This window comes from Pseudomonas sp. BRG-100 (assembly GCF_000737955.1).
GTDB lineage: Bacteria > Pseudomonadota > Gammaproteobacteria > Pseudomonadales > Pseudomonadaceae > Aquipseudomonas > Aquipseudomonas synxantha_A.
The window spans coordinates 4,542,956-4,566,173 of sequence record NZ_JPRX01000001.1 but is presented as its reverse complement, the minus strand read 5'-3'; the positions used below and the strand labels follow the sequence as shown (position 1 = coordinate 4,566,173).

Sequence of the window (23,218 nt, the reverse complement as noted above, 5' to 3'; positions counted from 1 at the left end):
GACAGCTCATGCTATGGTGCTCGCCCCTCACTGTGCCTGCTCATCATCGTATGATCGTGATCCCTCGCCCTCTGCGTCTGACGTTTTACTCGTTGCTGATCATCGCCGGCGCAGTCCTGGCCGCCGCCTTGGCCACCCGCCATGCCGAGCGCCAGGCCCTGGTGGATGAAGCCGCTCGAGCCAATCAACAGCTGGCGTTGTATGCCAACTCGCTGCATACCTTGATCGAACGCTACCGCGCCCTCCCCGCCGTGCTGGCGCTGGATTCGGAAATGATCAGCGCGCTGAAGGGCCCACTCGATAGCGCCACCCAGGATGTACTCAATCGCAAGCTCGAACGCATCAACGGCGCCGCCCAGTCCTCCACGCTGGAGCTGATGGACCGCACCGGCCTGGCAGTGGCCGCCAGCAACTGGAATTTGCCCAGCAGCTATGTCGGCCACAATTACGCGTTCCGTCCGTATTTCAGCCAGACCTTGAGCCAAGGCACCGGGCGCTTTTACGCGGTGGGGGTGACGACCGGCATTCCGGGGTATTTCCTGTCCAGCGCGGTGGTCGATGAACACGAGCAGTTCCTCGGCGCCATGGTGGTCAAGCTGGAGTTTCCCGAACTGGAACGCGAATGGGCTCAGGGCAATGACTTGCTGCTGGTCAGCGATGCACGCGGCATTGTGTTTATCGCCAACCAGCCGGGCTGGCGTTATCGCAACCTGCGGCCGCTATCAGAGAGTGACCTGGCGGAACTCAAGGCCACTCGCCAATACGACAAGAAGCAGCTGCAACCATTGGAGACCCAGACCCTGCAGCGCTTCGACGACAACAGCCACCTGATGCGCGTCAACGGCCCGGACGGCAGCGCCAACTACATCTGGGAATCCCTGCCGCTGAAAGCCGAAGGCTGGACCCTGCACCTGCTGCGCAAACCGCAGTTCCCGTTTGAAGACCAACGCAATGCCGGCCTCGCCGCCGCCGGGTCCTGGCTGGCGCTGGTGTTTCTTGTGCTGTTCCTGAGTCAACGCTGGCGCCTGGCTCGCCTTCGCCAACGCAGCCGCGAAGAACTCGAACACTTGGTAGAAGAACGCACCCAGGCCCTGCGCACCGCCCAGGATGGCCTGGTTCAATCAGCCAAACTGGCGGCGCTGGGGCAGATGTCCGCCGCCCTTGCCCATGAGATCAATCAACCGCTGACCGCACAACGCATGCAGCTGGCCACCCTGCGGCTGTTGCTCGACCATGGCCGTGTGGACGACGCCTACAAGGCGCTCACGCCGTTGGATGACATGCTGACGCGCATGGCCGCGCTGACCGGCCACCTCAAGACCTTCGCACGCAAAAGCCCCAGCGGCCTGCGCGAACGCCTGGATCTGGCCACCGTGGTCGACCAGTCCCTGCACCTGCTTGACGCGCGCCTGCGCGATGAGGCCATCGGCGTGGTGCTGGACCTGGCCCGCCCGGCCTGGGTACGCGGCGATGCGATTCGCTTGGAACAGGTGCTGATCAACCTGCTGCGCAACGCCCTGGACGCCATGGCCGACAAGCCGCACAAACGCCTGGAAATCCGTCTGCACGCCGATCAGCAGCTGTGGCAGTTGAGCGTCAGCGACAGCGGTGGCGGGATTGCCGAAGAACATTTGAACAACGTATTCGACCCGTTCTTCACCACCAAACCGGTGGGTGACGGGCTCGGCTTGGGCCTGGCGGTGTCCTACGCTATCGTGCATGAATTGGGCGGGCGCCTGATCGCCGGCAATCGTGGCGACGGCGCAGTCTTTACCCTGACCCTGCCCGTCGCGCTGGAGACACCTGGCCTATGTTGAACGCAGTGATTGTGGTGGATGACGAAGCCAGCATTCGTACGGCCGTCGAGCAGTGGCTGAGCCTGTCGGGGTTTGACGTTCAGTTGTACAGCCGTGCCGAGGAGTGCCTGGCGCACCTGCCGAAGGACTTCCCCGGGGTGATCTTGAGCGATGTGCGTATGCCCGGGCTCAGTGGCCTTGAATTGCTGGCCGAGGTACAGCGGCGCGATGCCGACTTGCCGGTGATTTTGCTCACCGGCCATGGTGACGTGCCGATGGCCGTCGAAGCCATGCGCGACGGCGCCTACGACTTCCTGGAAAAACCCTTCAGCCCGGATGCCCTGCTCAACAGCCTGCGTCGGGCGCTGGACAAGCGCGGCCTGATCCTGGAAAACCGTCGCCTGCACCAACAGGCCGATCACCGTGCACAACTGGAATCCAGCTTGTTGGGGGTGTCCAAGGGCCTGCAAACCCTGCGTCGCCAGGTGCTGGACCTGGCGACACTGCCGGTCAATGTGTTGATCCGTGGCGAGACCGGCAGCGGTAAAGAACTGGTTGCCCGCTGCCTGCATGATTTCGGCCCACGAGCCAAAAAGCCGTTTGTGGCGCTCAATTGCGCGGCTATCCCCGAGCAATTATTTGAAGCCGAGCTGTTCGGCCACGAAAGCGGCGCCTTCACCGGCGCCCAGGGCAAGCGTATCGGCAAGCTGGAGTACGCCCATGGCGGCACCGTGTTCCTCGACGAAATTGAAAGCATGCCCCTGGCGCAACAGGTAAAACTGCTGCGCGTGTTGCAAGAGCAGAAGTTGGAGCGATTGGGTTCCAACCAGAGCATCAATGTCGACCTGCGCATCATCGCCGCTACCAAGCCGGACCTGCTCGAAGAAGCACGCGCCGGGCGTTTTCGCGAGGACCTGGCTTATCGCCTGAACGTCGCACAACTGCGCCTGCCGCCCCTGCGCGAGCGTCGCGAAGACATTCCGTTGTTGTATGAGCATTTCGCCCAAAGCGCTGCCGAACGTTTGGGCCGCCATCTTGAGCCATTGAGTGGGCCGCAGCTGAGTCGCCTGCTCAGCCATGACTGGCCGGGCAACGTACGTGAACTGGCCAACGTCGCCGAGCGCCAGGTGCTGGGGCTTGGAGAGCCTGAACCTGAAGGTATTGAACCTGGGCAATCGCTGGCGGCGCAGCAGGAGGCTTTCGAGGCGCATTGCCTGAAAGCCGCGCTGACCCGGCATAAAGGCGATATCAAAGCGGTGCTGGCCGAGCTGCAACTGCCGCGTCGGACCTTTAATGAAAAGATGCAGCGGCATGGGCTGGTGCGGGAAATGTTCCTCTGATCCTGCTTATGTAGCTCGCGAAGGGTCCAGCAGCCATAAGCGGATTTCCGCTCATCCCGCAAAAATAATCGGCAACTTTCCGCTCAAAAAAACCTCGCAACCCTTCTATTCCGGGCCTTCATCCACTTGGCACAGCTTCTGCTATAGCCCAAGCCAGGCAGTGCTCAAGCACGCTCCATAAAAACAACTAGATGAAGGATCCTTCAATGGATAACTCCAACTCCCTGCCTCTGGGATCGGCGTCTGCGCCGGCAAAAGAACGCACCACTTCCAGCCGCATCAAGTCGATCTTCAGTGGATCGGTCGGCAACATGGTCGAGTGGTACGACTGGTACGTCTACGCCGCCTTCTCGCTGTACTTCGCCAAGACGTTCTTCCCCAAAGGCGACACCACCGCCCAACTGCTCAACACCGCCGCGATCTTCGCCGTGGGCTTCCTGATGCGCCCTATCGGTGGTTGGCTGATGGGCCTGTATGCCGACAAGGTCGGGCGTAAAAAAGCCCTGATGGCCTCGGTCTACCTGATGTGCTTCGGCTCGCTGCTGATTGCCCTGAGCCCTGGCTATGAACTCATCGGTATCGGTGCGCCGATCCTGCTGGTGTTTGCCCGTTTGCTGCAGGGCCTGTCGGTCGGTGGCGAATACGGCACTTCCGCCACTTACCTCAGCGAGATGGCGACCAAGGAACGTCGTGGTTTCTACTCCAGCTTCCAATACGTGACCCTGATCTCCGGCCAACTCATCGCGCTGGCGGTGCTGATCGTGCTGCAACAACTGCTGACTACCGAACAGTTGTACGCATGGGGCTGGCGTATCCCGTTCGCCATCGGCGCCTTGTGTGCAGTGGTCGCGCTCTATCTGCGTCGTGGCATGGAAGAAACCGAGTCGTTCACCAAGAAGGAAAAGGCCAAGGAAAGCGCAATGCGCACCTTGATGCGCCACCCCAAGGAACTGATGACAGTGGTCGGCCTGACCATGGGCGGCACCCTGGCGTTCTACACCTACACCACCTATATGCAGAAATACCTGGTGAACACGGTCGGCATGAGCATCTCCGACTCCACCACCATTTCGGCAGCCACGCTGTTTCTGTTCATGTGCCTGCAGCCGATCATCGGCGGGCTTTCGGATAAAGTCGGCCGTCGCCCGATCCTGATTGCCTTCGGTGTCCTGGGTACCCTGTTCACCGTGCCGATCCTCACCACCCTGCACACCATCCAGAGCTGGTGGGGCGCGTTCTTCCTGATCATGGCAGCGCTGATCATCGTCAGCGGCTATACCTCGATCAACGCCGTGGTGAAAGCCGAACTGTTCCCCACCGAAATCCGCGCCCTGGGCGTGGGCCTGCCGTATGCGCTGACGGTGTCGATCTTCGGCGGTACCGCTGAATACATCGCGCTGTGGTTCAAGAGCATCGGTATGGAAACTGGCTACTACTGGTACGTGACCGCATGTATCGCAGTGTCGCTGATGGTCTACGTGACCATGAAAGACACCCGCAAGCACTCGCGGATTACCACGGACTAAAAAATGTGGGAGGGGACAACCCCCCTCCCACATTGGATATGATGTGGGCCCCAGAATCGAGAGCAGAACAGGTCATGTCCGACGATATCCACTTCTACGAACCCGCCAACGGCCACGGCCTGCCCCATGACCCGTTCAATGCCATCGTCGGCCCACGCCCGATTGGCTGGATCTCCTCGCACGACAGCGAAGGCCGCCTGAACCTGGCGCCTTACAGCTTCTTCAATGCATTCAACTACATCCCACCGATCATTGGGTTTTCCAGTGTGGGGCGCAAAGACAGCTTGAATAACATTGAGCAGACCGGCGAGTTTGTGTGGAACCTGGCCACTCGCCCGTTGGCCGAGCAGATGAACCAGAGTTGCGCGGCGGTCTCACCGGATGTGAATGAATTCGAGTTGTCCGGCCTGACGCCGGTGGCTTCGAAAGTCGTCGCTGTACCCCGCGTCGGCGAGAGCCCGGTGTCGTTTGAATGCAAAGTGACGCAGATCATCCAACTGCAACGCGCCGACAAGGAGCTGGTGCCGAGTTGGCTGGTACTGGGCGAAGTGGTTGCGGTGCACATCGCCAAGTGGTTGCTAAAGGATGGGATCTACGACACTGCTGCCGCCGAGCCGATTTTGCGCGGCGGCGGCCCGGCGGATTACTTCCAGTTGGGGCCGCAAGCGCTGTTCAAGATGTACCGCCCAGGCGCCACAAAACCCTGACTGACATACAGTCAAATTGTGGGAGGGGGCTTGCTCCCGATGGCTATGTATCAGCTAAAAATTTGCTGGCTGATACACCGCTATCGGGAGCAAGCCCCCTCCCACATTTGATCGGCAGCGTTCGTTAGTTGGAAGCCGTTGCCCAAGTCAGTTGACCTTCCGCGTCCACGTCGACCAGGTCCTCTAGCTGCACAGTGGCCGCATCATCGGCATCCGAAGCCGTCTTGAACTTCTGCCCGTCGAGGATCTTGTGGAACTTGGGGGCGCCCATGCCATCCAGTGCCTTGACGGCGATGGCAGCGCTATAGCCACCCTCTTCTTCACGTACCAAGGCGGAAACGGCTTCGTGGTGGGCAAATTGTTTACGTGCCATGTTGCAGGTCCTGGCCAATGGAAAAGTCGGCCATTGTAAACCGGTTCAACCGGCCAGTTGCAGGTACTCGCCGTAGGCGTTGACGGCAGATGCATCGGTGAAGGTCTGGAAGTCCATGCTGCGCACGACCATGTCGTTGAGCAACTCCGTAAAAATCATCAAGGTCGGTGAGCTGAAGTAGGCACTCATGGCCTCCTCGCTGCTCCAAAAACCTGATACCAGCCATATATCAGGATCGACCTGGGAATGCTGCAACGAAAATTGCAGGCAACCTGGGGCTTGGCGACCCGGTTCGATCAAACTGCTCAAGCGTGCACCGAGTTCGGTGCTGCACCCGCTACGGGCGCGGATAAAGGCCATGTGGCTCGCGGGAATGGGGGTGGACATGTTCGACTCTCCCGTTGAGAAGTGATGCTCGGCAAGCACGGTGAGGGTGTGTTGCCACAGGATCAAAGATAGCGGCCCGGCTGTGGATGCGGTTAGTCGATTCCTGCAGGCTTATTGCACAATCCTGCGAGAAACATAGAGAGGACGTTTGGCCCCCGGGATTTATTCCATGCACCGGTCCAGTGTTTCAGGGAGATGACAGGCGGCCTGCTTGCCTGATTCACTACCTATCGCAGGATCAGGCAAGGATCCTGCAGAATCGACGTAACACTTTTTGAAAAGCTGCCGCTAAGCTGAGCCCATCAAAGCAGCGTGTAGAGGACGCCCCATGTCGTCGCCCGAACCAAAGCCCATCCCCGTCGATGCCGAGATGGAGAAACAACGCGCCGAGCTGGCCAGTATCGTGCACCGCCACACCTGGGAAGATGGCTCCTACGGCACGGCGATCACCTCGCTGTATCTGAACCGCCACAACACGCCACGCGATTTCATGCCGGTGCTGGTGGAACCTGCGCTGTGCATCCTCGCCAGCGGCAGCAAGGAAGTGCGCCTGGCCGACGAAATCTTTGCCTACGACCCGCTCAATTATCTGGTGTTCTCGGTCGCCATGCCGGTAGCCGGTAGAATCATCGATGCCACCCCGCAAGACCCCAACCTGTCGGTGCGCATCAATATCGATCCGGCCCAGCTCACCGCGCTGATTGCCGAAGCCGGGCCTATGGGTGTGCCGTCGCGTCCCACCTCTCGTGGCATGTATGTGGACCGCATCGACACCCCGTTGCTCGACGCCGTGCTGCGCCTGGCCCGCCTGCTGGACACGCCCAAAGACATCGCCATGCTCGCGCCGTTGATCAACCGTGAAATTCTCTATCGCTTGCTGCGGGGCCCACAGGGTTATCGCCTGTATGAAATTGCCGTGGCCAACAGCCAGAGCCATCGCGTCAGCCAGGCGATCAAGTGGTTGAACGGCAACTACGAACAACCGCTGCGCATCGACGACCTGGCCAAGGAAGTGAACCTGAGCGTCTCGACCTTGCACCATCGCTTCAAGGCGATTACGGCCATGAGCCCGCTGCAGTACCAGAAGCAGCTGCGCTTGCAGGAAGCCCGGCGCTTGATGATTGCCGAAGGACTGGAAGCCTCGGCCGCGGGGTATCGGGTGGGGTATGAAAGCCCGTCGCAATTCAGCCGGGAATACAGCCGGTTGTTTGGAGCGCCACCGCTGCGCGACCTGGCCCGGTTGCGCCAAAGCATCTGATGTACGCAGCTCAGGTGTTTGTTAGTCCAAGGTTCTTGGTAGTTGCAGGGTGACGCGCAGGCCGCCTTCGCGCAGGTTCTGCAAACTCACTTCACCGCCATGGCTATGGGCAATGTTGCGCGCGATCCCCAGCCCCAGGCCATACCCCTGCTGCTGGCCAGCCAGGCGAAAGTGCGGTTCGAACACCTGCTCCAGACGCTGCTCCGGCACACCGGGGCCTTCGTCATCCACATGCAGGACGAACTGCACACCATCGTCCTCGATATGCAGATGCGCGTTCTGCCCGTACTTCAAGGCGTTGTCGATCAGGTTACCGATGCAACGCTTGAGCGCCAGCGGCTTGCCCGGGTAGGCCGCCAGGGCCGCGCCTTCAAGGGTTACCCGGCCGTTGCCGTTGGGCGCCAGGTACGGTTCCACCAGGCATTCGAGTACATGATTGAGGTCAACCGGCTGGATGTTTTCGTGGATGTCGGTGTCTTTCACGCATTGCAGCGCGCCTTTGACCAGCAGTTCCAGCTCATCCAGGTCGCGGCCGAATTTGGTTTGCAGGTTCTCGTCTTCGAGCAATTCCACACGCAACCGCAGGCGGGTAATCGGGGTGCGCAAGTCGTGGGAAATTGCGCTGAACAACTGGCTGCGTTCGGTCAGGTAACGGCTGATGCGTTCGCGCATTGCGTTGAATGCGCGGCCCACCTCCACCACTTCACTGCCGCCGCCTTCGGCCACCGGTTCTACATCGGCGCCCAGCGACATATCCCGCGCCGCCCGCGCCAGGCGCTTGAGCGGCCGGCTTTGCCAATGCACCAGCAAACCGATAAACAGCAGCAAAAAACCACTGGTCAGCACGATAAACCACACCTGCTGGGACGGCAGGCCCTGTTCTTCAAGGCTGGTGTACGGCTCTGGCAACAGCGAGGCGATGTACAGCCATTCGCCGGGAGCCAGTTGAATCTGGGTGACCAATACCGGTGGGTTAACCGGCTCCAGGGTTAACGCGTAATGGGCCCAGGAGCGTGGCAGTTCGTCGAGCTTGAGGCCGGCATTGAAGATGCGCAGGTCTTCGGCGCTGACGAACTCCACCGAGATATGTACATCGGCGCCCAGGGTTTGGCGTAGCACCTCATCGACCGCCTCCAGCACCGCTTGCTTGCGTGGCGTCTGCGGCAGGATCGCCATATCCAGCGGGCGATCATTGAGGGTCACTACAAAGCGGGTACCGCCCATGCTGCGCAACTGATCAAGAACCAAAGGCCGATAGGCCACCGGCAGCGAACGGAAATAACTCACGCTGGCGGTCATCGAGTGCGCCAGGCTGCGGGCGCTGGTCACCAGGCCCTCAAGCTGGGTGGCGCGCAATTGCGACACCCAGATCACGCTGGACAGCGCCTGGGCGAACAGCACGGCGAGCAAGGTCAGCAGTAACATGCGCCCCAGCAGCGAGCGTGGCACCGGAAAGCGGCGGCGGCGCTCGGTCAAAGGTTCAGTGGGCATTGCCGGCAACCACGCTGGCTGCCAGTTGATAACCGCTGCCGCGCACGGTGCGGATCAGCCTCGGGGGTTTTTCGGTATCGCGCAGGCGTTGGCGCAGGCGGCTGACGGCCATATCGACGATACGGTCAAGCGGCATCAGGTCACGGCCACGGGTAGCGTTGCCGATAGTGTCGCGGTCGAGGATCTGTTGCGGGTGATCAAGAAACAACTTGAGCAAGGCAAAGTCCGCGCCGGAAAGGATGACCTCTTCGCCATCAACGTGAAACAAGCGGTGGCTGATCATGTCCAGGCGCCATTCATCGAAGACCAGCACATCACCGCCAGTGCTGCGCTCCTGGCCGAATTGGCAACGGCGCAGCAGTGCCTTGATCCGCGCCTGCAACTCGCGAGGGCTGAACGGTTTGCCGATATAGTCGTCAGCGCCCAGTTCCAGGCCGATCACGCGGTCGGCTTCGTCGGAACTGGCGGTGAGCATGATGATCGGTACCTGCGCCTGGCGCGGGTGCTGGCGGATCCAGCGGCACAGACTGAACCCGTCTTCATCCGGCAACATCACATCGAGGATGACCAGGTCGCACGGCGCCTCGTTCATCGCCTGGCGGAACCCCGCACCATCGGCCACGCCACGGACCTGGAAGCCGGCGCGACTGAGGTAGGTTTGCAGCAATTCGCGGATCTCCTGATCGTCGTCGACGAGGAGAATGGATTTACTGATTACGCTCACGGGGGCCTCCTTGTTGTTATGGGGTGTTCTGTAGGGCCTCATCAGGGGCAAGCCCCCTCCCACATTTGCCTGCATTCCAGAGTTGGAACGCGGTCAAATGTGGAAGCGGGCTTGCTCGCGAAGAGGCCATCACAGCCTATGCAAAAGCCTGCTCAAGCGCCACGCCAGCCCCGGTCAGCCCCGAATACGGCGCTGTCACCAACCACACCGGAATACCTTTGAAGTAGTCGCTCATGCAGCCTTTATCCGCAAAACTTTTGGCGAAACCGCTGGCGATAAAGAAGTCGGCAAACCTGGGTATCACCCCACCCACGATGTACACGCCACCGCGCCCACCGGTGGTCAAGACGTTATTGCCCGCGACCCGCCCCAGCCAGATGCTGAACTGGTCCAGCACTTCCATGGCGACCGCGTCACCGGCCAGGCCCGCTGCGGTGATGGCTTCGGGCGTATCCAGCACCGGCTCGTGCCCGTCCACCGCACAAATAGCGCGATACAGACGCGGCAACCCGCCGCCGCTCAATACGGTCTCGGCGCTGACATGGCCGATCTCCGTGTAAATATGCTGCCACAGCTGGGTCTCCCGCGGGCTGCTCAGGGGCAGGTCGACGTGCCCGCCCTCCCCCGGCAATGCCGCGAAACGCCCGGCGCCAAGGTCCAGCAAGGTGCCAACGCCCAGGCCAGTGCCCGGGCCGATCACCACCGCTGGGCGCAACGGCTCCGGCGTGCCTTCGCAGACCACGCGGAACTCGTCGGGCTTAAGACGCGTCATGCCCAGGGCCATGGCCGAGAAATCATTGACCAGCAGCAGTTCATCCACTTGCAGGGCTTGGCAAAACGCCGTCTTGCTCAGGCGCCAGTGATTGTTGGTGAACTTGAACTCATCGCCACTCACCGGCCCGGCCACCGACAGGCACACCGCACCGATGTCCCCGGTTTCCAGGCCTTCCTCTGCGAGATAGACCTTGATCGCTTCTTCAGGGCTTTGGTGATCCGCTGTGGCATGCACGCGGATCGAATGCAGCTCCTGATCTCGCCATAACGCAAAACGGGCGTTGGTACCCCCGATATCACCGACCAGCGCAAGCTTCACTTAAGCGTCTCCAAGGCAGAGGTAAAGGCGCTGGCGCCCTGCTCTGCGGAGCTTGCGGCCAAGCGCATGAATGCAAACAGCTCGCGACCTGCTCCCACGTTATTGCCCAACAGGCCCGTGGCAGGCGCGCGCGCTGCAAATACTTCGGCGTCCACTTTAAGCTCCAGGGTGCCGGTGACGCCATCGACGCGGATGATATCGCCATCCTGCACCCGCGCCAGCGGCCCGCCGCTCTGGGCTTCGGGGTTGACGTGGATCGCGGCAGGGATCTTACCCGAGGCGCCGGACATTCGCCCATCTGTTACCAACGCCACTTTGAAACCACGGTCCTGCAACACGCCGAGAAACGGGGTCATCTTGTGCAATTCCGGCATACCGTTGGAACGTGGCCCCTGAAAGCGCATCACCGCAACGAAGTCTTTTTCCAGCTGGCCCGCCTTGAAGGCGTCGGCCAGGTCTTGCTGGTCCTGGAACACCACCGCCGGCGCTTCAACCACCTGATGCTCGGGCGCGACAGCCGAAACTTTCATCACGCCACGGCCAAGGTTGCCTTCCATCACGCGCAAGCCGCCTTCCGGCGAGAACGCACGGGCCACGGGGCGCAGGATGGTTTCGTCGAGGCTCTCGATCGGGCCATCGCGCCAGACCAGCTCGCCGTCCACCAGGAACGGCTCCTGGATATAGCGGCTCAAGCCCTTGCCGGCCACGGTGTTGACGTCTTCGTGGAGCAGGCCGGCTTCGAGCAGTTCGCGGATCAGGAACGACATGCCACCCGCCGCCTGGAAGTGATTGATGTCGGCCTTGCCGTTTGGGTACACGTGGGACAGGGTCGGCACCACCTCGGAGAGGTCGGCCATGTCTTGCCAGGTCAGGATGATGCCCGCCGACATGGCAATGGCCGGCATGTGCAGCGTATGGTTGGTGGAACCGCCGGTAGCGTTTAGCGCAACGATGGAGTTGACGATGGATTTCTCGTCGACGATCTCGCCGATCGGCGTGAAGTTGCCATTGGCCTTGGTCAAGCGCGTGACCTGGTGCGCCGCTTCGCGGGTCAACGCGTCACGCAGCGGCGTGTACGGATTGACGAATGACGCGCCCGGCAAATGCAGGCCCATCACTTCCATCAACAACTGGTTGGTGTTGGCGGTGCCGTAGAAGGTACAGGTACCGGGGCTGTGGTAGGACTTCATCTCCGATTCCAGCAGCTCTTCGCGGCTGGCCTTGCCTTCGGCGTAGCGCTGGCGCACATCGGCTTTCTGCTTGTTGGAGATACCCGACGGCATCGGGCCGCCCGGCACGAAGATCATCGGCAGATGGCCGTAGCGCAGCGCGCCCATCATCAGGCCGGGGACGATCTTGTCGCAGATCCCCAGCATCAGCGCGGCGTCGAACATGTTGTGGGACAGCGCTACCGCCGTGGACATGGCGATGACTTCACGGCTGAGCAGGCTCAGTTCCATGCCCGGCTCGCCCTGGGTCACACCGTCGCACATGGCGGGGGTGCCGCCGGCGAACTGGCCGACCGAGCCCACTTCACGCAGGGCTTTCTTTATTTGTTCAGGAAAATGTTCGTAGGGCTGATGCGCCGAGAGCATGTCGTTATAAGAAGAAACAATTGCCACGTTGGCGGCATTCATCATGCGCAGGCTGTTTTTGTCTTCGGTGCCGCAACCGGCCACACCGTGGGCAAAGTTGGCGCATTGCAGCTTGCCACGCATCGGACCGTCGCTGGCTGCGCCGCGGATGAGCGCAAGGTAAGCCTCGCGGGTGGCGCGGCTGCGGGCGATAAGCCGTTCGGTGACCTCAAGAACGCGGGGATGCATGTATAGAACTCCAGGCTAACGGATGTGGCGACCTGAGTGTCTATGCTGATCAAACGCCCACGGCTCATGGGATGGCAGGGGGTCGTTTGGATCATCGGACCAGTTGATTCAGGTCACTCGTTGTAGATTGAACAAAATATTGCCACTAAAAAGGCTTGTTTTCTATTTTTATGCGAATAATCTTGTAATTCTTACAACAAATCGACGACAGGCACTTTTCCAATGACTCTACGTATCGCAATCAATGGTTTTGGCCGTATCGGCCGTAATGTCCTGCGCGCACTGTATACCCAAGGCTATCGCCAGGATTTGCAGATCGTCGCCATCAATGATTTGGGCGACAGTTCGATCAACGCCCACCTGCTCAAGTACGACACCGTACACGGCACTTTCGATGCAGAGGTCGCCCACGATCAGGAAAGCCTGACCGTCAATGGTGACCGGATTGCCGTCAGTGCCATTCGCAACCCCGCCGACCTGCCGTGGGCTGCGCACAAGATCGACGTGGTGTTCGAATGCACCGGCCTGTTCACCGACCGTGACAAGGCTGCCGCCCATATTACCGCCGGCGCGCGCAAGGTGATCATCTCGGCTCCGGCCAAGGGCGCGGATGCCACTGTGGTTTATGGCGTAAACCATGACATTTTGCGTCAGTCCCACCAGATCATCTCCAACGCGTCGTGCACCACCAACTGCCTGGCGCCGGTCGCGCAGGTGCTGCACCGTGAGCTGGGTATCGAAAGCGGCCTGATGACCACCATTCACGCCTACACCAACGACCAGAACCTGACCGACGTCTACCACACCGACCCGTACCGCGCGCGCTCGGCCACCCAGAACATGATCCCGAGCAAAACCGGCGCGGCTGAAGCCGTTGGCCTGGTACTGCCGGAACTGGCGGGCAAGCTGACCGGCATGGCGGTACGGGTACCGGTGATCAACGTGTCTCTGGTGGACCTGACTGTGCAGTTGAAGAAAGAAGCCACGGCCGATGAAGTCAACGCCCTGCTGAAACAGGCCAGCCAGCACTCGAAGATCCTCGGTTACAACACCCTGCCGCTGGTTTCCAGTGACTTCAACCATAACCCGCTGTCGTCGATCTTCGATGCCAATCACACCAAGGTCAGCGGCAAGCTGCTCAAGGTGCTGGCCTGGTACGACAACGAGTGGGGCTTCTCCAACCGTATGCTGGATAACTGCCTGGCGCTGTGCAACGCCGAGTAACCCCACCTGTGGGAGGGAGCAAGCCCCCTCCCACAGTTACATTTTGTCCAGCGTAGGTTCAGGGAAATAGCCACTTGCCATTTCGGTTGATGATAAGCATTATCATTCGCTGCAAATCGATCTGGTATCACTGTGAGCCAATCTCGCTTCAACCAAGTCTTTCTCACCCAACGGGTGATTCTGCTACGCACCTTGCAGCGGATGGTGAATAACCACAGCACTGCCGAGGACCTGTTGCAGGAAACCTACCTGCGCGTCACTCGGGCCCTGAGCGAGCGGCCGATCGACCACCTTGAACCCTTTGTGTACCAGACCGCGCGCAACCTGGCGCTGGATCACCTGCGCTCGCGCCGGATCCAGGCCCGCACGTTGCAGGAAGACGTCCCGCTGGACGTGCTGCAAAGCGTCGCCGCCCCTGCCAGCACGCCTGAAGAAGCCATTCAGGCCGAGCAACTGCTGGAGCATCTGAGCGTCAGCCTCGGCCAGCTGAGCGCTCGTCAGCAGCGGATTTTCATCCTCAGCCGCCTGCACGGTTGCAGCTACCAGGAGATTGCCGATCAGTTGAACGTGTCCTTGAGCACCGTACAAAAGGAACTGAAATTGATCATGGCCATCTGTGTAGGTGTGGCCGAACGGCTGGATCAGCCTTAAGCTCCATCCGACAGAGCTATCGATCCACGCTGTACGAAAAAATGAATAGAACGTGGCGAAGACCCGAGGAACACCGTGACGGACCCGAATAAACTGCGCCCCCATGCGTTGGCTCATGAGGTGCTGCAAGACACGGCCATGGACCAAGCCCTCGATTGGCTGATCGCCTTGCAGTGCCCGCAACCCGGGCAGCAGGCCGAGTTCGACGCCTGGCTAGCCGCGGACCCGGCGCATGTCCACGCGTTCAGCAAGGCTCAGGCGGCCTGGGCAGGTGCACCGGTACACAGCGCCGCCGTGGCCCTGGCGGTGCCACGCAAGCCAAGCGGCTGGCGCCGGATCAAACCGCACTGGAAGCCCTTGGCCACCGCGGCCGTGCTGTTGATCGGTCTGTTCAGCTTCAGCAACTTGCCGATGCGCTTGCAGGCCGATCACCTCACCGTGGTCGGCGAGCGCCAGCGCCTGCAACTGGACGATGGGTCCAAGGTGCTGCTCAACACCAACTCGGCATTTTCCAGCCGCATCACCGACCACCAGCGCATTGCGCGCCTGTACCAGGGCGAAGCGTTCTTCGACATAGCCCCCAGCCGTGGCCTGGCCCTGGAAATCGACGCCGGCCCCGTACGTGCCAGCGTGCGCGACACCGCCTTCGCCGTGCGCTACCTCGATGGCGAGGCCCAGGTACAGGTGCAGCGTGGCGATGTCGACCTGAGCAACACCTTCGACGATGCCCGCGTACGCCTGAGTGCCGGGCAAAGCATCCGCATCGGCCCCAAGGGCTTCGGCCAACCGGCCAAGCTCGATGTCGGCAAGGATCTGGCCTGGGTGCAGGGTAGGCTGGTGTTCGAAAATTGCCCGCTGAGCGAAGTCCTGGCTGAACTGCGCCGCTATTACCCTGGCTGGATCGTCAACAACAATGAGCAACTGGCCAGCGTCGCCGTCACCGGCAACTATCGTCTCGACCAGCCCCTGGACGTGGTGCGCTCCCTGGCCCACATCACCTCGGCCAAGCTGTCGGAATACCCGGCGCTGGTGATCCTGAACTAAATGAGAATTATTTTTACTCGATGTTAACCGGCGATACGTCTCGTTATAGCCAATGCAACTGATTCCTATTTGGTTCGGTTCGCAACTATAAGATTCGTATCCCGGAGCGCTCTCGATGTCCTCTCGTTTCAACCGCCGGTGTTCTTCGCCCGTTTTGTCTTTGCTGACCGCTGCGATCCTGCTGGCTGGCGCGCCCGTCATGAGCGCCACCGCCGCCGAACCCGCCCCTCGCAGCCACGGTAATTACAACTTCAGCATCGAGCAGCAACCGCTGGTGTCGGCGCTCAACGCCTTTACCGCGGTGACCGGCTGGCAAGTCGGCCTGCCGGCAGAGCTGGGCCAGGGAGTGTCGTCCCCTGGCGTGCGCGGCCCGCTGTCGCCGGAAAAAGCCCTGGAGCGGTTGTTGGTGGGGACCAACCTGAGCTACCGCAAACTGGGCAATAACAACATCGTGCTGGAGAAACGCGCCGCGGGCGGCGCCCTCGCCCTGCAACAGGTGACCATCAGCGCCACCCGTAACGAACAGGATGTGAACAGCGTACCCAGCACCGTCAGCGTGCACGACCGCGAGGAACTGGACCGCCAGAACACCAACAACATCCGCGAACTGGTGCGCTACGAGCCCGGTGTCTCCGTCGGCGGCGCCGGCACCCGCTCAGGCAACGCGGGCTATAACATCCGTGGTATCGACGGCGACCGCATCCTCACCCAGGTGGACGGCGTCGAAGTGCCCAACAACTTCTTCAACGGCCCCTACGCCAAGACCCGTCGCAACTACGTCGACCCGGAAATCGTCAAGCGCGTGGAGATCCTGCGCGGCCCGGCCTCGGCCCTGTACGGCAGCAACGCCATCGGCGGCGCGGTGAGCTATTTCACCCTCGACCCGGACGATATCATCAAGCCCGGCAAGGACGTCGGCGCCCGCCTCAAGACCGGCTACAGCTCCGCCGACGAGAGCTGGCTGACCTCCGGCACCTTCGCAGGACGGGTACAGGACTTCGATGGCTTGCTGCACCTGAGCCAGCGCAATGGTCATGAAACCGAATCCTACGACGGCAACAACGCCACCGGCCTGGCCCGCACCGGCGCCAACCCGGAAGACGCGCGCACCACCAACGTGCTGGCCAAGCTGGGCTGGAACTATGGTGATGAAAACCGCCTGGGCCTGACCTACGAGAAGTTCAAGGATGACCGCGACGTCAACCTGAAGAATGCCGTAGGCGGCCCGTTCATCGGCGGTCGAGGCATGAACCTCTACCGTGCCCGCTCGGGCAACGACACCATCACCCGCGAGCGCTTCGGCCTGGAAAACACTTTTGCCCTGGAGTCGCCGATTGCTGATCGCATCAAGACCAGCCTCAACTACCAGATCGCCAAGACCGACCAGACCACCGCCGAGATCTACCAGGCTGGTCGCCGCGTACTGCGTACCCGCGACACCCTTTACGAAGAAAAACAGTGGGTCTTCGACGCTCAACTGGACAAGGCGTTCAGCGTCGGCGAAACCGACCACCAGGTGACCTACGGCACCACCCTCAAGCAGCAGAAAGTCACCGGCTCGCGCGAAGGCTCCGCCTCGTGCCTGGCCATTGGTGGCGGCTGCACCGCCATCGGCGCGCCCAGCCCGCAAGCAAGCGACAGCGTGAAGAAGGCGAGCGACTTCCCCGACCCGACCATCAACACTTACTCGTTGTTTGCCCAGGACCAGATCAGCTGGGATAAATGGACCTTCCTGCCCGCCGTGCGGTATGACTACACCCGGCTCAAGCCCAAGCTGACCCAGGAGTTCCTCAACACCGTCAACCCGACCGGCGAATATGCCGTCGATGGCAAGGACAAAACCTGGCACCGCGTCACGCCAAAGTTCGGCCTGACCTACGCCCTGACCGATAACTACACCTGGTTCGGCCAATACGCCGAAGGCTTCCGCACCCCCTCGGCGAAGGCCCTGTATGGCCGCTTCGAAAACCTCAACATTGGCTACACCGTCGAACCCAACCCCGACCTCAAGCCGGAGACCAGCAAAGGCATCGAGACCGGGATACGCGGCAAGTTTGACGAAGGCTCCTTCGACATCGCGGTGTACTACAACAAGTACCGCGACTTTATCGACGAAGACAACGCCGTGGTCGGCGGCACCGTGGAGCAGTTCCAGGCCGTCAATATCAAGCGCGCCACCATCAAGGGCATGGAAGCCAAGGGCCGCCTGAACCTGGATGCGTTCGGCGCGCCGAAGGGACTGTACACCCAGGGTTCGATTGCCTACGCCCACGGTCGCAACGACGACAATGGCGAACCATTGAACAGCGTCAACCCGCTCAAGGGCGTGTTTGGCCTGGGCTACGACCAGGACAATTACGGCGGCCTGCTGAGCTGGACCCTGGTGAAAAAACAGAACCGCGTCGACAGCACCACCTTCCACGCTCCCGACGGCAGCACCGACGGCCCGTTCAAGACCCCGGGCTTCGGCATCCTCGACCTGACCGCCTACTACAAGGTCACCAACGACGTGACCATCAACGGTGGCCTCTACAACCTCACCGACAAGAAGTACTGGAACTGGGATGACGTGCGCAGTTACGACAGCGTCGGCGAAGCTGGCGTAACCGGCCCGGCCAACCTTGACCGCCTGACCCAGCCCGGTCGCAACTTTGCGATCAACCTGATCTGGGACATCTGATCCACCCGCCTCACCTCGCCGGAATCCATCAGCGGCGGGGTGAGGATTTTTTACTGTGCCACGTCTTCTTGTTCGTCTAGTTGATAACAGCTCTCTTTAAGGGCACCCAGGCGCTCCCTCTTTCAAGGACTTTTTACATGACCGTTTCTCCTACCGCAGAACGCCCAAGCCTGCGCTCCCAGCGCCTGAACCAGATCACCAATGAACCGCACACCAAGCTGGATGCGTTGGTGAAGGCTCATGCGCCGTTCGAAACCCAAGCCAACTTCGCCCGCTTCGTGGTGGCCCAGTACCTGTTCCAGTCGGAACTGGTGGCGCTGTACAACGATGCCGCGCTGAACACGATCATTCCCGACCTGGCCGCCCGCTGCCGCGCCGAAGCCGCCAAGCTCGACCTGGCTGACCTGGACACCGACGTTCCGGCTCCAGTCGCCGGCGCGGTGAAAAACCCAAGCCAGGCCGAAGCCCTGGGTTGGCTGTTCGTGTCCGAAGGCTCCAAGCTGGGCGCCGCGTTTCTGATCAAGCGCGCCGTCGGCCTGGGCCTGAGCGAAACCTTCGGGGCCCGCCACCTGGGCGAACCGGCCGGTGGCCGCGCCGAAGGCTGGAAAAGCTTCACCCGCACCCTCGACAGCCTGGAGTTCAGCGCCGAAGAAGAAGCTGCGGTAGAAAAAGGCGCGATCGATGCGTTTGTGCGCTTCACCGTGTTGCTGGAACAGGCGTACGCTAGCGCCCCAGAAATGGCGTAAATGTTCCGGTAGACATCGGTTCAATGTGGGAGCAGGCAAGCCAGCTCCCACATTTGAGTGCATTTCATGGCAGATCATGTGTAAACCCTCCCACCAGAAAATTGCAGCATGACCGGCAAAACCCAATCCTCCTCAAAGATCGCCCAACTTCTCTATGGCCTGCTGGCCTACGTCAGCCTGGGGATCGGTTTGGTCGCGATTGTCATACCGGGTTTGCCGACCACCGAATTCATCCTGCTGGCCGCCTGGGCCGCCACCAAAAGCTCACCGCGCTTAAGCGCCTGGCTGGAAAACCACCGCCTGTTCGGGCCGATCCTGTTCAACTGGCGCAACGGCAAGATCATTGCACGCCGGGCCAAGGTCAGCGCCACCGTAAGCATGTTGCTGTGTGCCCTGCTGATGCTGGTGATGCTTGATCATGGCTGGCCGGTGTACCTGGCAATCGCCGGGATGAGCCTGGGCAACCTGTGGATCTGGTCCCGCCCCGAGCAGCTCGCACGGCCCGTATAACGCCCGGCGTAGGCATTTTCCTACCGCTCATCGCCTATTACTCATGAATTGATTTGTGACGCCGATGTTTCAGGAACGGCGCCGAATGGACTTGGCTCTGCTGCGTGCATACCCACAAGTCCATTCGTGAGTGAACCTATGTTCGACACCCTTTCTATCCGCTTGAAAATCGTGCTGCTGTCCGGCCTCTGCCTGCTGGGAGTGATCGCACTGGTGGTCGGCATCAATATCTACAACACCAACCAGAACGATCGGTTGGTCAGTGATTCAAGCTCACGAATGCTCACCGCCAGCGTGGAACAGCTGCTGCAAGCCAAGGCCGCTGAACAGGCCGTACAGTTACAAAAGACCTTCGGTGAAAACCTGCTGGCGGTTACCGCCCTCGCCGACCAGATCAAGGACCTGCGTCAGTTGGGGACCAAGCGCTCCATTGAAGCCGGCGCCCTGCGCGAAGAAATCAACCAGAGCGTGAAAACCGCGTTCGAGCGCAACACCAAGGTGCTGGGCATCTGGCTGTCGTTCGAGCCCAACGGCCTGGATGGCAAGGACAGTGAATTCGTTGACGACAAGGCTCGCGTCTCCAACGAAAAAGGTCGCTTTTCCAGCTACTGGAGCCGTGCCGGCGGCGAAAGCCTGAACACCATCATGGTCGAGGATGACCTGACCAAGACCACCCTCAACCTTAGCGGTACGCCTTACAACATTTGGTATACCTGCCCACGCGACACCCGCAGCACCTGCCTGCTGGACCCGTATGAAGACACGGTGGCCGGCAAACCTGTGCTGATGACCACCATTTCCCTGCCTCTGATCGTCGACGGCAAAGTCATCGGCGTCGTGGGTGTCGATATCGCCCTCACTGCCCTGCAAGCCACCACCGATGCGGCACAAAAGGACGTGTTCAACGGGGCTGCTCACCTGGAAATCCTGTCCAGCACCGGCCTGATTGCAGCCTACAGCGGCGAACCGGCCAGGGTCGGCAAGAACCTGGTCGACACCCTCGGCGCCGAAGGCAAGGAGATCGTGCAACTGCTGGGCAATGATCGGCCCATGATCCGCGAACAGAACGACACGATTCGCGCCGTGTACCCGGTCAAGCCGATTGCCGATGCCAAATCCTGGGGTGTGGTGATCAAACTGCCTAAAAGTGTGATGCTGGCTGATAACGAAAAGCTGCAAGCCGTGCTCGACGAAGCCCAGGCTACCGGCACCCTCAAAGCCTTGCTGGTGGCAGCCGCCGCCGGCTTGCTGGGCTTGTTGCTGATCTGGCTGACCGCCACCGGCGTGACCCGTCCGATCAACAGCGTGGCGGCCATGCTCAAGGACATTGCCAGCGGCGACGGCGACCTCACCCAACGCCTGGCCTACACCAAGAAAGACGAACTGGGCGAGCTGGTGAATTGGTTCAACCGCTTCCTCGACAAGCTGCAACCGACCATCGCCCAGATCAAACAAAGCATCACCGAAGCCCGAGGTACGGCGGATCAATCCTCGGCCATTGCACGCCAGACCAGCGAAGGTATGCAGGTGCAGTTCCGTGAAATCGACCAGGTCGCCACCGCGTCGAATGAAATGAGCGCCACCGCCCACGACGTCGCCAACAGCGCCTCCAATGCCGCCAGCGCGGCACGCGGCGCCGATCAGTCGGCCCGCGAAGGCATGTCGATCATCGAGCAGAGCACCCGCGACATCACCACCCTTGCCGAGGAAGTCAGCAAGGCCGTGACCGAAGTTGAAGCCCTGGCAGTCAACAGCGAGCAAATCGGTTCAGTCCTGGAAGTGATCCGCAGCATTGCCGAACAGACCAACCTGCTGGCATTGAACGCCGCGATCGAAGCAGCACGCGCCGGCGAAAGCGGGCGCGGGTTTGCGGTAGTGGCCGACGAAGTACGCAACCTGGCCAAACGCACCCAGGATTCGGTCGAGGAAATCCGCGTGGTGATCGAGCGCATCCAAAGCGGTACCCGTGGGGTAGTGGCGACCATGCACTCCAGTCAGCACCAGGCCCAGAGCAATGCCGGGCAGATCCATCAGGCGGTGCAGGCGCTGGGCAAGATCAGTGACGCGGTCACCGTGATCAGCGACATGAACCTGCAAATCGCCAGCGCTGCCGAAGAGCAGAGCGCGGTGGCCGAAGAGGTCAACCGCAACGTCTCGGCGATTCGCACCGTGACCGAAACCCTCACCGGCCAGGCCACCGAGTCGGCGGCGATCAGCAGCCAGCTCAATGCCCTGGCCAGCCAGCAGATGAAGTTGATGGATCAGTTCAGGGTGTAATTCACACCACAGGTCCAATGTGGGAGGGGGCTGCGCGACAGCCCCACGTTGACGATGTGACCGGGTGGTTGGGTGGTTGGGCCGAGTACATATCCGTTATTTAGGTAACGGCCACTATAGGTTCCGCTCTTACAGCGGGTCACTTTCGAAAAGCGCGAAAGTAACCAAAGCGCTCTTGCCCCACCACTCGGCACCTCGCTTAGGCTCGGTGTGCCCGTAATCCGACATTGATTTGGGGGGCCGCCGCCCCGCGCCATCCATGGCGCGGGGCGGCGGCCCCCCAAATCCATGTCGAATTCCGGCCAGCGTGGTTTAACGGGGCGCCTAAGATCAAGATCAAAAGCACAGCGAGGCGGCCTTATAGCCGACCTGATCGTTGAAGCGTGCGCGTACCCCTGTGGGAGCGGGCTTGCTCGCGAAGGTCGTTAACGATGACGGGGGAAATCAGAATGAGCGCGGCGCCCTCAGGTTTTTCGCGAGCAAGCTCGCTCCTACAGAAAAGCAGAAGCACCGCCAGCGTATCTACGATGCGAAGCGAGCCGCTCTTGATCTTGCTTTTGATCTCAAGCGCCCCGTTAAACCACGCTGGCCGAACGCAGGCTTGAATCCGTGGGTAACCCGGCAGGACGCCGGGTTAGCCGCACTGGGCCAGGGATGGCCCATTGCGGCGGCCCACGGATTCAAGCCTTCGTTCGGGCACACCGAGCCTAGGCGAGGTGCCGAGTGGTGGGGCGAGGACCTTTTGCTTACTTTTGGCTGGGCCGGCATTCCGGTCCTTCCAAAAGTGAGCCGCTGTAAGAGCGGAACCCTAAGTGGCCGTTACCGCAGCAATGGATATGTACTCGCCCCCCCAACATCCTAGTTAGCTGTCAAGCCCCCTCCCACATTTTGACCGCACACCGCTTAGCGTCCGCTCCAGGCCTGGACAAACGGCGTCAGGTCTTCCTTCGGCGCCGTACGCGGCGGGTTCTGCGGCGTACCGAGGTAAAGGAAGCCAATCACTTCTTCACCCGCCGTCAGCCCCAAGCCTTTGGCCACATGGGCCGAGTAGGACAACTCCCCGGTCCGCCACACCGCACCAATCCCCTGGGCATACGCCGCCAGCAGGATGCCGTGGGCCGCACAGGCCGCCGCCAGCAATTGCTCGGACTTGGGCACTTTGAAGTGCTCCTGCAAACGCGCAATCACCACAACTACCAACGGCGCACGCAGCGGGCCGTTCTGCGCCTTGTCGATGACGGCTTGCGGTGCGTCGGCGTCCTGCAGCCGGGCGGCTTCAGCCAACAGCGTGCCCATTTGCTCACGGGCTGCGCCTTCTACGGTGAGGAAACGCCAAGGGCGCAATTGACCGTGATCGGGCGCCCGCATGGCGGCAGCGAACAACAGGTCGCGCTGCTCCTGGGTCGGTGCCGGGTCGAGTAAACGCGGCACGGAAACACGGTTGAGCAAAGCGTCGAGAGCCTGCATTGGCCACCTCCAAAAAAAATGTGTGGTCATTCTAGCGGGAAAGAATCGCGATGCCACCAAACGATAATTGCTCTTATTCAAACCGCCCGGCCCTGTTAGAC

General features: G+C 61.0%; 19 protein-coding genes and 1 pseudogene. 13 read left to right on the top strand and 7 right to left on the bottom strand.

Going from position 1 to position 23,218, the window contains the following annotated elements:
- The first annotated feature begins 50 nt into the window (after nt 1–50).
- From JH25_RS07115 to JH25_RS07130, 4 genes are all read left to right on the top strand, one after another.
- Nucleotides 51–1,817, top strand: coding sequence for an ATP-binding protein (locus tag JH25_RS07115; RefSeq protein ID WP_032879674.1), 1,767 nt, complete (start codon nt 51–53; stop codon nt 1,815–1,817).
- Complete coding sequence (locus JH25_RS07120) at nt 1,811–3,136, top strand: sigma-54-dependent transcriptional regulator (RefSeq protein WP_032879673.1); 1,326 nt, start codon at nt 1,811–1,813, stop codon at nt 3,134–3,136. The genes JH25_RS07115 and JH25_RS07120 overlap by 7 nt, the downstream gene beginning before the upstream one ends.
- Nucleotides 3,137–3,342: 206 nt before the next feature.
- Complete coding sequence (locus tag JH25_RS07125) at nt 3,343–4,662, top strand: MFS transporter (RefSeq protein WP_005790985.1); 1,320 nt, start codon at nt 3,343–3,345, stop codon at nt 4,660–4,662.
- Nucleotides 4,663–4,736: 74 nt separating this feature from the next.
- On the top strand, nt 4,737–5,369 hold the full coding sequence (locus JH25_RS07130; RefSeq protein ID WP_032879672.1) for a flavin reductase family protein: 633 nt from the start codon (nt 4,737–4,739) through the stop codon (nt 5,367–5,369).
- 124 nt (nt 5,370–5,493) lie between these two features.
- On the opposite strand, the gene JH25_RS07135 is transcribed toward JH25_RS07130, so the two are convergent.
- Both JH25_RS07135 and JH25_RS07140 read right to left on the bottom strand, forming a co-directional pair.
- Nucleotides 5,494–5,742 carry a hypothetical protein gene (locus JH25_RS07135; protein WP_032879671.1) on the bottom strand — a complete coding sequence of 83 codons (249 nt, stop codon included), beginning with the start codon at nt 5,740–5,742 and terminating at the stop codon, nt 5,494–5,496.
- Nucleotides 5,743–5,787: 45 nt separating this feature from the next.
- A complete protein-coding gene (locus tag JH25_RS07140) occupies nt 5,788–6,129 on the bottom strand; it encodes an antibiotic biosynthesis monooxygenase family protein (RefSeq protein ID WP_032879670.1) in 342 nt (113 codons plus the stop codon).
- 328 nt (nt 6,130–6,457) lie between these two features.
- Here JH25_RS07140 and JH25_RS07145 point away from each other — a divergent pair, with 328 nt between their 5' ends.
- Complete coding sequence (locus JH25_RS07145; protein WP_032879669.1) at nt 6,458–7,387, top strand: AraC family transcriptional regulator; 930 nt, start codon at nt 6,458–6,460, stop codon at nt 7,385–7,387.
- A gap of 21 nt (nt 7,388–7,408) precedes the next feature.
- Here the strand turns inward: JH25_RS07145 and JH25_RS07150 are convergent, their stop codons facing one another.
- From JH25_RS07150 to edd, 4 genes are all read right to left on the bottom strand, one after another.
- Complete coding sequence (locus JH25_RS07150; RefSeq protein WP_201772885.1) at nt 7,409–8,836, bottom strand: ATP-binding protein; 1,428 nt, start codon at nt 8,834–8,836, stop codon at nt 7,409–7,411.
- 31 nt (nt 8,837–8,867) lie between these two features.
- Nucleotides 8,868–9,644, bottom strand: a complete 777-nt coding sequence (locus JH25_RS07155; RefSeq protein ID WP_282443035.1) for a response regulator — start codon at nt 9,642–9,644, stop codon at nt 8,868–8,870.
- A gap of 94 nt (nt 9,645–9,738) precedes the next feature.
- Nucleotides 9,739–10,695 (bottom strand): glucokinase, encoded by a 957-nt coding sequence (locus tag JH25_RS07160; RefSeq protein ID WP_032879667.1) that lies wholly within the window; start codon nt 10,693–10,695, stop codon nt 9,739–9,741.
- Nucleotides 10,692–12,518 (bottom strand): phosphogluconate dehydratase, encoded by a 1,827-nt coding sequence (edd, locus tag JH25_RS07165; RefSeq protein WP_032879666.1) that lies wholly within the window; start codon nt 12,516–12,518, stop codon nt 10,692–10,694. The genes JH25_RS07160 and edd overlap by 4 nt, the downstream gene beginning before the upstream one ends.
- Nucleotides 12,519–12,740: 222 nt before the next feature.
- Here edd and gap point away from each other — a divergent pair, with 222 nt between their 5' ends.
- The 8 genes and pseudogenes from gap to JH25_RS29270 all read left to right on the top strand — a co-directional run.
- Nucleotides 12,741–13,742, top strand: a complete 1,002-nt coding sequence (gene gap, locus JH25_RS07170; protein WP_005791003.1) for a type I glyceraldehyde-3-phosphate dehydrogenase — start codon at nt 12,741–12,743, stop codon at nt 13,740–13,742.
- Between the two features lie 132 nt (nt 13,743–13,874).
- Nucleotides 13,875–14,393, top strand: a complete 519-nt coding sequence (locus JH25_RS07175) for an RNA polymerase sigma factor (protein ID WP_005791005.1) — start codon at nt 13,875–13,877, stop codon at nt 14,391–14,393.
- 75 nt (nt 14,394–14,468) lie between these two features.
- On the top strand, nt 14,469–15,437 hold the full coding sequence (locus JH25_RS07180; RefSeq protein WP_032879665.1) for a FecR family protein: 969 nt from the start codon (nt 14,469–14,471) through the stop codon (nt 15,435–15,437).
- A 115-nt stretch (nt 15,438–15,552) separates the two neighbouring features.
- Nucleotides 15,553–18,117, top strand: a complete 2,565-nt coding sequence (locus JH25_RS07185; protein ID WP_032879664.1) for a TonB-dependent receptor — start codon at nt 15,553–15,555, stop codon at nt 18,115–18,117.
- Nucleotides 18,118–18,254: 137 nt separating this feature from the next.
- The gene (locus JH25_RS07190) at nt 18,255–18,863 is read left to right on the top strand and encodes a biliverdin-producing heme oxygenase (protein WP_032879663.1); all 609 of its coding nucleotides are present in this window, start codon (nt 18,255–18,257) and stop codon (nt 18,861–18,863) included.
- 108 nt (nt 18,864–18,971) lie between these two features.
- Nucleotides 18,972–19,373, top strand: coding sequence for a YbaN family protein (locus JH25_RS07195; RefSeq protein WP_032879662.1), 402 nt, complete (start codon nt 18,972–18,974; stop codon nt 19,371–19,373).
- 138 nt (nt 19,374–19,511) lie between these two features.
- Complete coding sequence (locus JH25_RS07200) at nt 19,512–21,650, top strand: methyl-accepting chemotaxis protein (RefSeq protein WP_032879661.1); 2,139 nt, start codon at nt 19,512–19,514, stop codon at nt 21,648–21,650.
- Nucleotides 21,651–22,026: 376 nt separating this feature from the next.
- Nucleotides 22,027–22,146 (top strand): annotated as a pseudogene (locus JH25_RS29270) (outer membrane lipoprotein carrier protein LolA); the annotation flags it as partial.
- A gap of 407 nt (nt 22,147–22,553) precedes the next feature.
- Here the strand turns inward: JH25_RS29270 and JH25_RS07205 are convergent.
- The gene (locus tag JH25_RS07205; protein ID WP_032879659.1) at nt 22,554–23,117 is read right to left on the bottom strand and encodes an NAD(P)H nitroreductase; all 564 of its coding nucleotides are present in this window, start codon (nt 23,115–23,117) and stop codon (nt 22,554–22,556) included.
- Nucleotides 23,118–23,218 lie beyond the last annotated feature (101 nt).

Excerpts from the sequence above, each read along its gene's own strand:
- JH25_RS07140 (WP_032879670.1), bottom strand. The coding sequence starts at position 6,129 with ATGTCCACCCCCATTCCCGCGAGCCACATGGCCTTTATCCGCGCCCGT.
- JH25_RS07135 (WP_032879671.1), bottom strand. The coding sequence starts at position 5,742 with ATGGCACGTAAACAATTTGCCCACCACGAAGCCGTTTCCGCCTTGGTA.
- JH25_RS07195 (WP_032879662.1), top strand. The coding sequence starts at position 18,972 with ATGACCGGCAAAACCCAATCCTCCTCAAAGATCGCCCAACTTCTCTAT.
- gap (WP_005791003.1), top strand. The coding sequence starts at position 12,741 with ATGACTCTACGTATCGCAATCAATGGTTTTGGCCGTATCGGCCGTAAT.
- JH25_RS07115 (WP_032879674.1), top strand. The coding sequence starts at position 51 with ATGATCGTGATCCCTCGCCCTCTGCGTCTGACGTTTTACTCGTTGCTG.
- JH25_RS07185 (WP_032879664.1), top strand. The coding sequence starts at position 15,553 with ATGTCCTCTCGTTTCAACCGCCGGTGTTCTTCGCCCGTTTTGTCTTTG.
- JH25_RS07155 (WP_282443035.1), bottom strand. The coding sequence starts at position 9,644 with ATGAGGCCCTACAGAACACCCCATAACAACAAGGAGGCCCCCGTGAGC.
- JH25_RS07125 (WP_005790985.1), top strand. The coding sequence starts at position 3,343 with ATGGATAACTCCAACTCCCTGCCTCTGGGATCGGCGTCTGCGCCGGCA.
- JH25_RS07120 (WP_032879673.1), top strand. The coding sequence starts at position 1,811 with ATGTTGAACGCAGTGATTGTGGTGGATGACGAAGCCAGCATTCGTACG.
- edd (WP_032879666.1), bottom strand. The coding sequence starts at position 12,518 with ATGCATCCCCGCGTTCTTGAGGTCACCGAACGGCTTATCGCCCGCAGC.
- JH25_RS07205 (WP_032879659.1), bottom strand. The coding sequence starts at position 23,117 with ATGCAGGCTCTCGACGCTTTGCTCAACCGTGTTTCCGTGCCGCGTTTA.
- JH25_RS07130 (WP_032879672.1), top strand. The coding sequence starts at position 4,737 with ATGTCCGACGATATCCACTTCTACGAACCCGCCAACGGCCACGGCCTG.
- JH25_RS07200 (WP_032879661.1), top strand. The coding sequence starts at position 19,512 with ATGTTCGACACCCTTTCTATCCGCTTGAAAATCGTGCTGCTGTCCGGC.
- JH25_RS07190 (WP_032879663.1), top strand. The coding sequence starts at position 18,255 with ATGACCGTTTCTCCTACCGCAGAACGCCCAAGCCTGCGCTCCCAGCGC.
- JH25_RS07145 (WP_032879669.1), top strand. The coding sequence starts at position 6,458 with ATGTCGTCGCCCGAACCAAAGCCCATCCCCGTCGATGCCGAGATGGAG.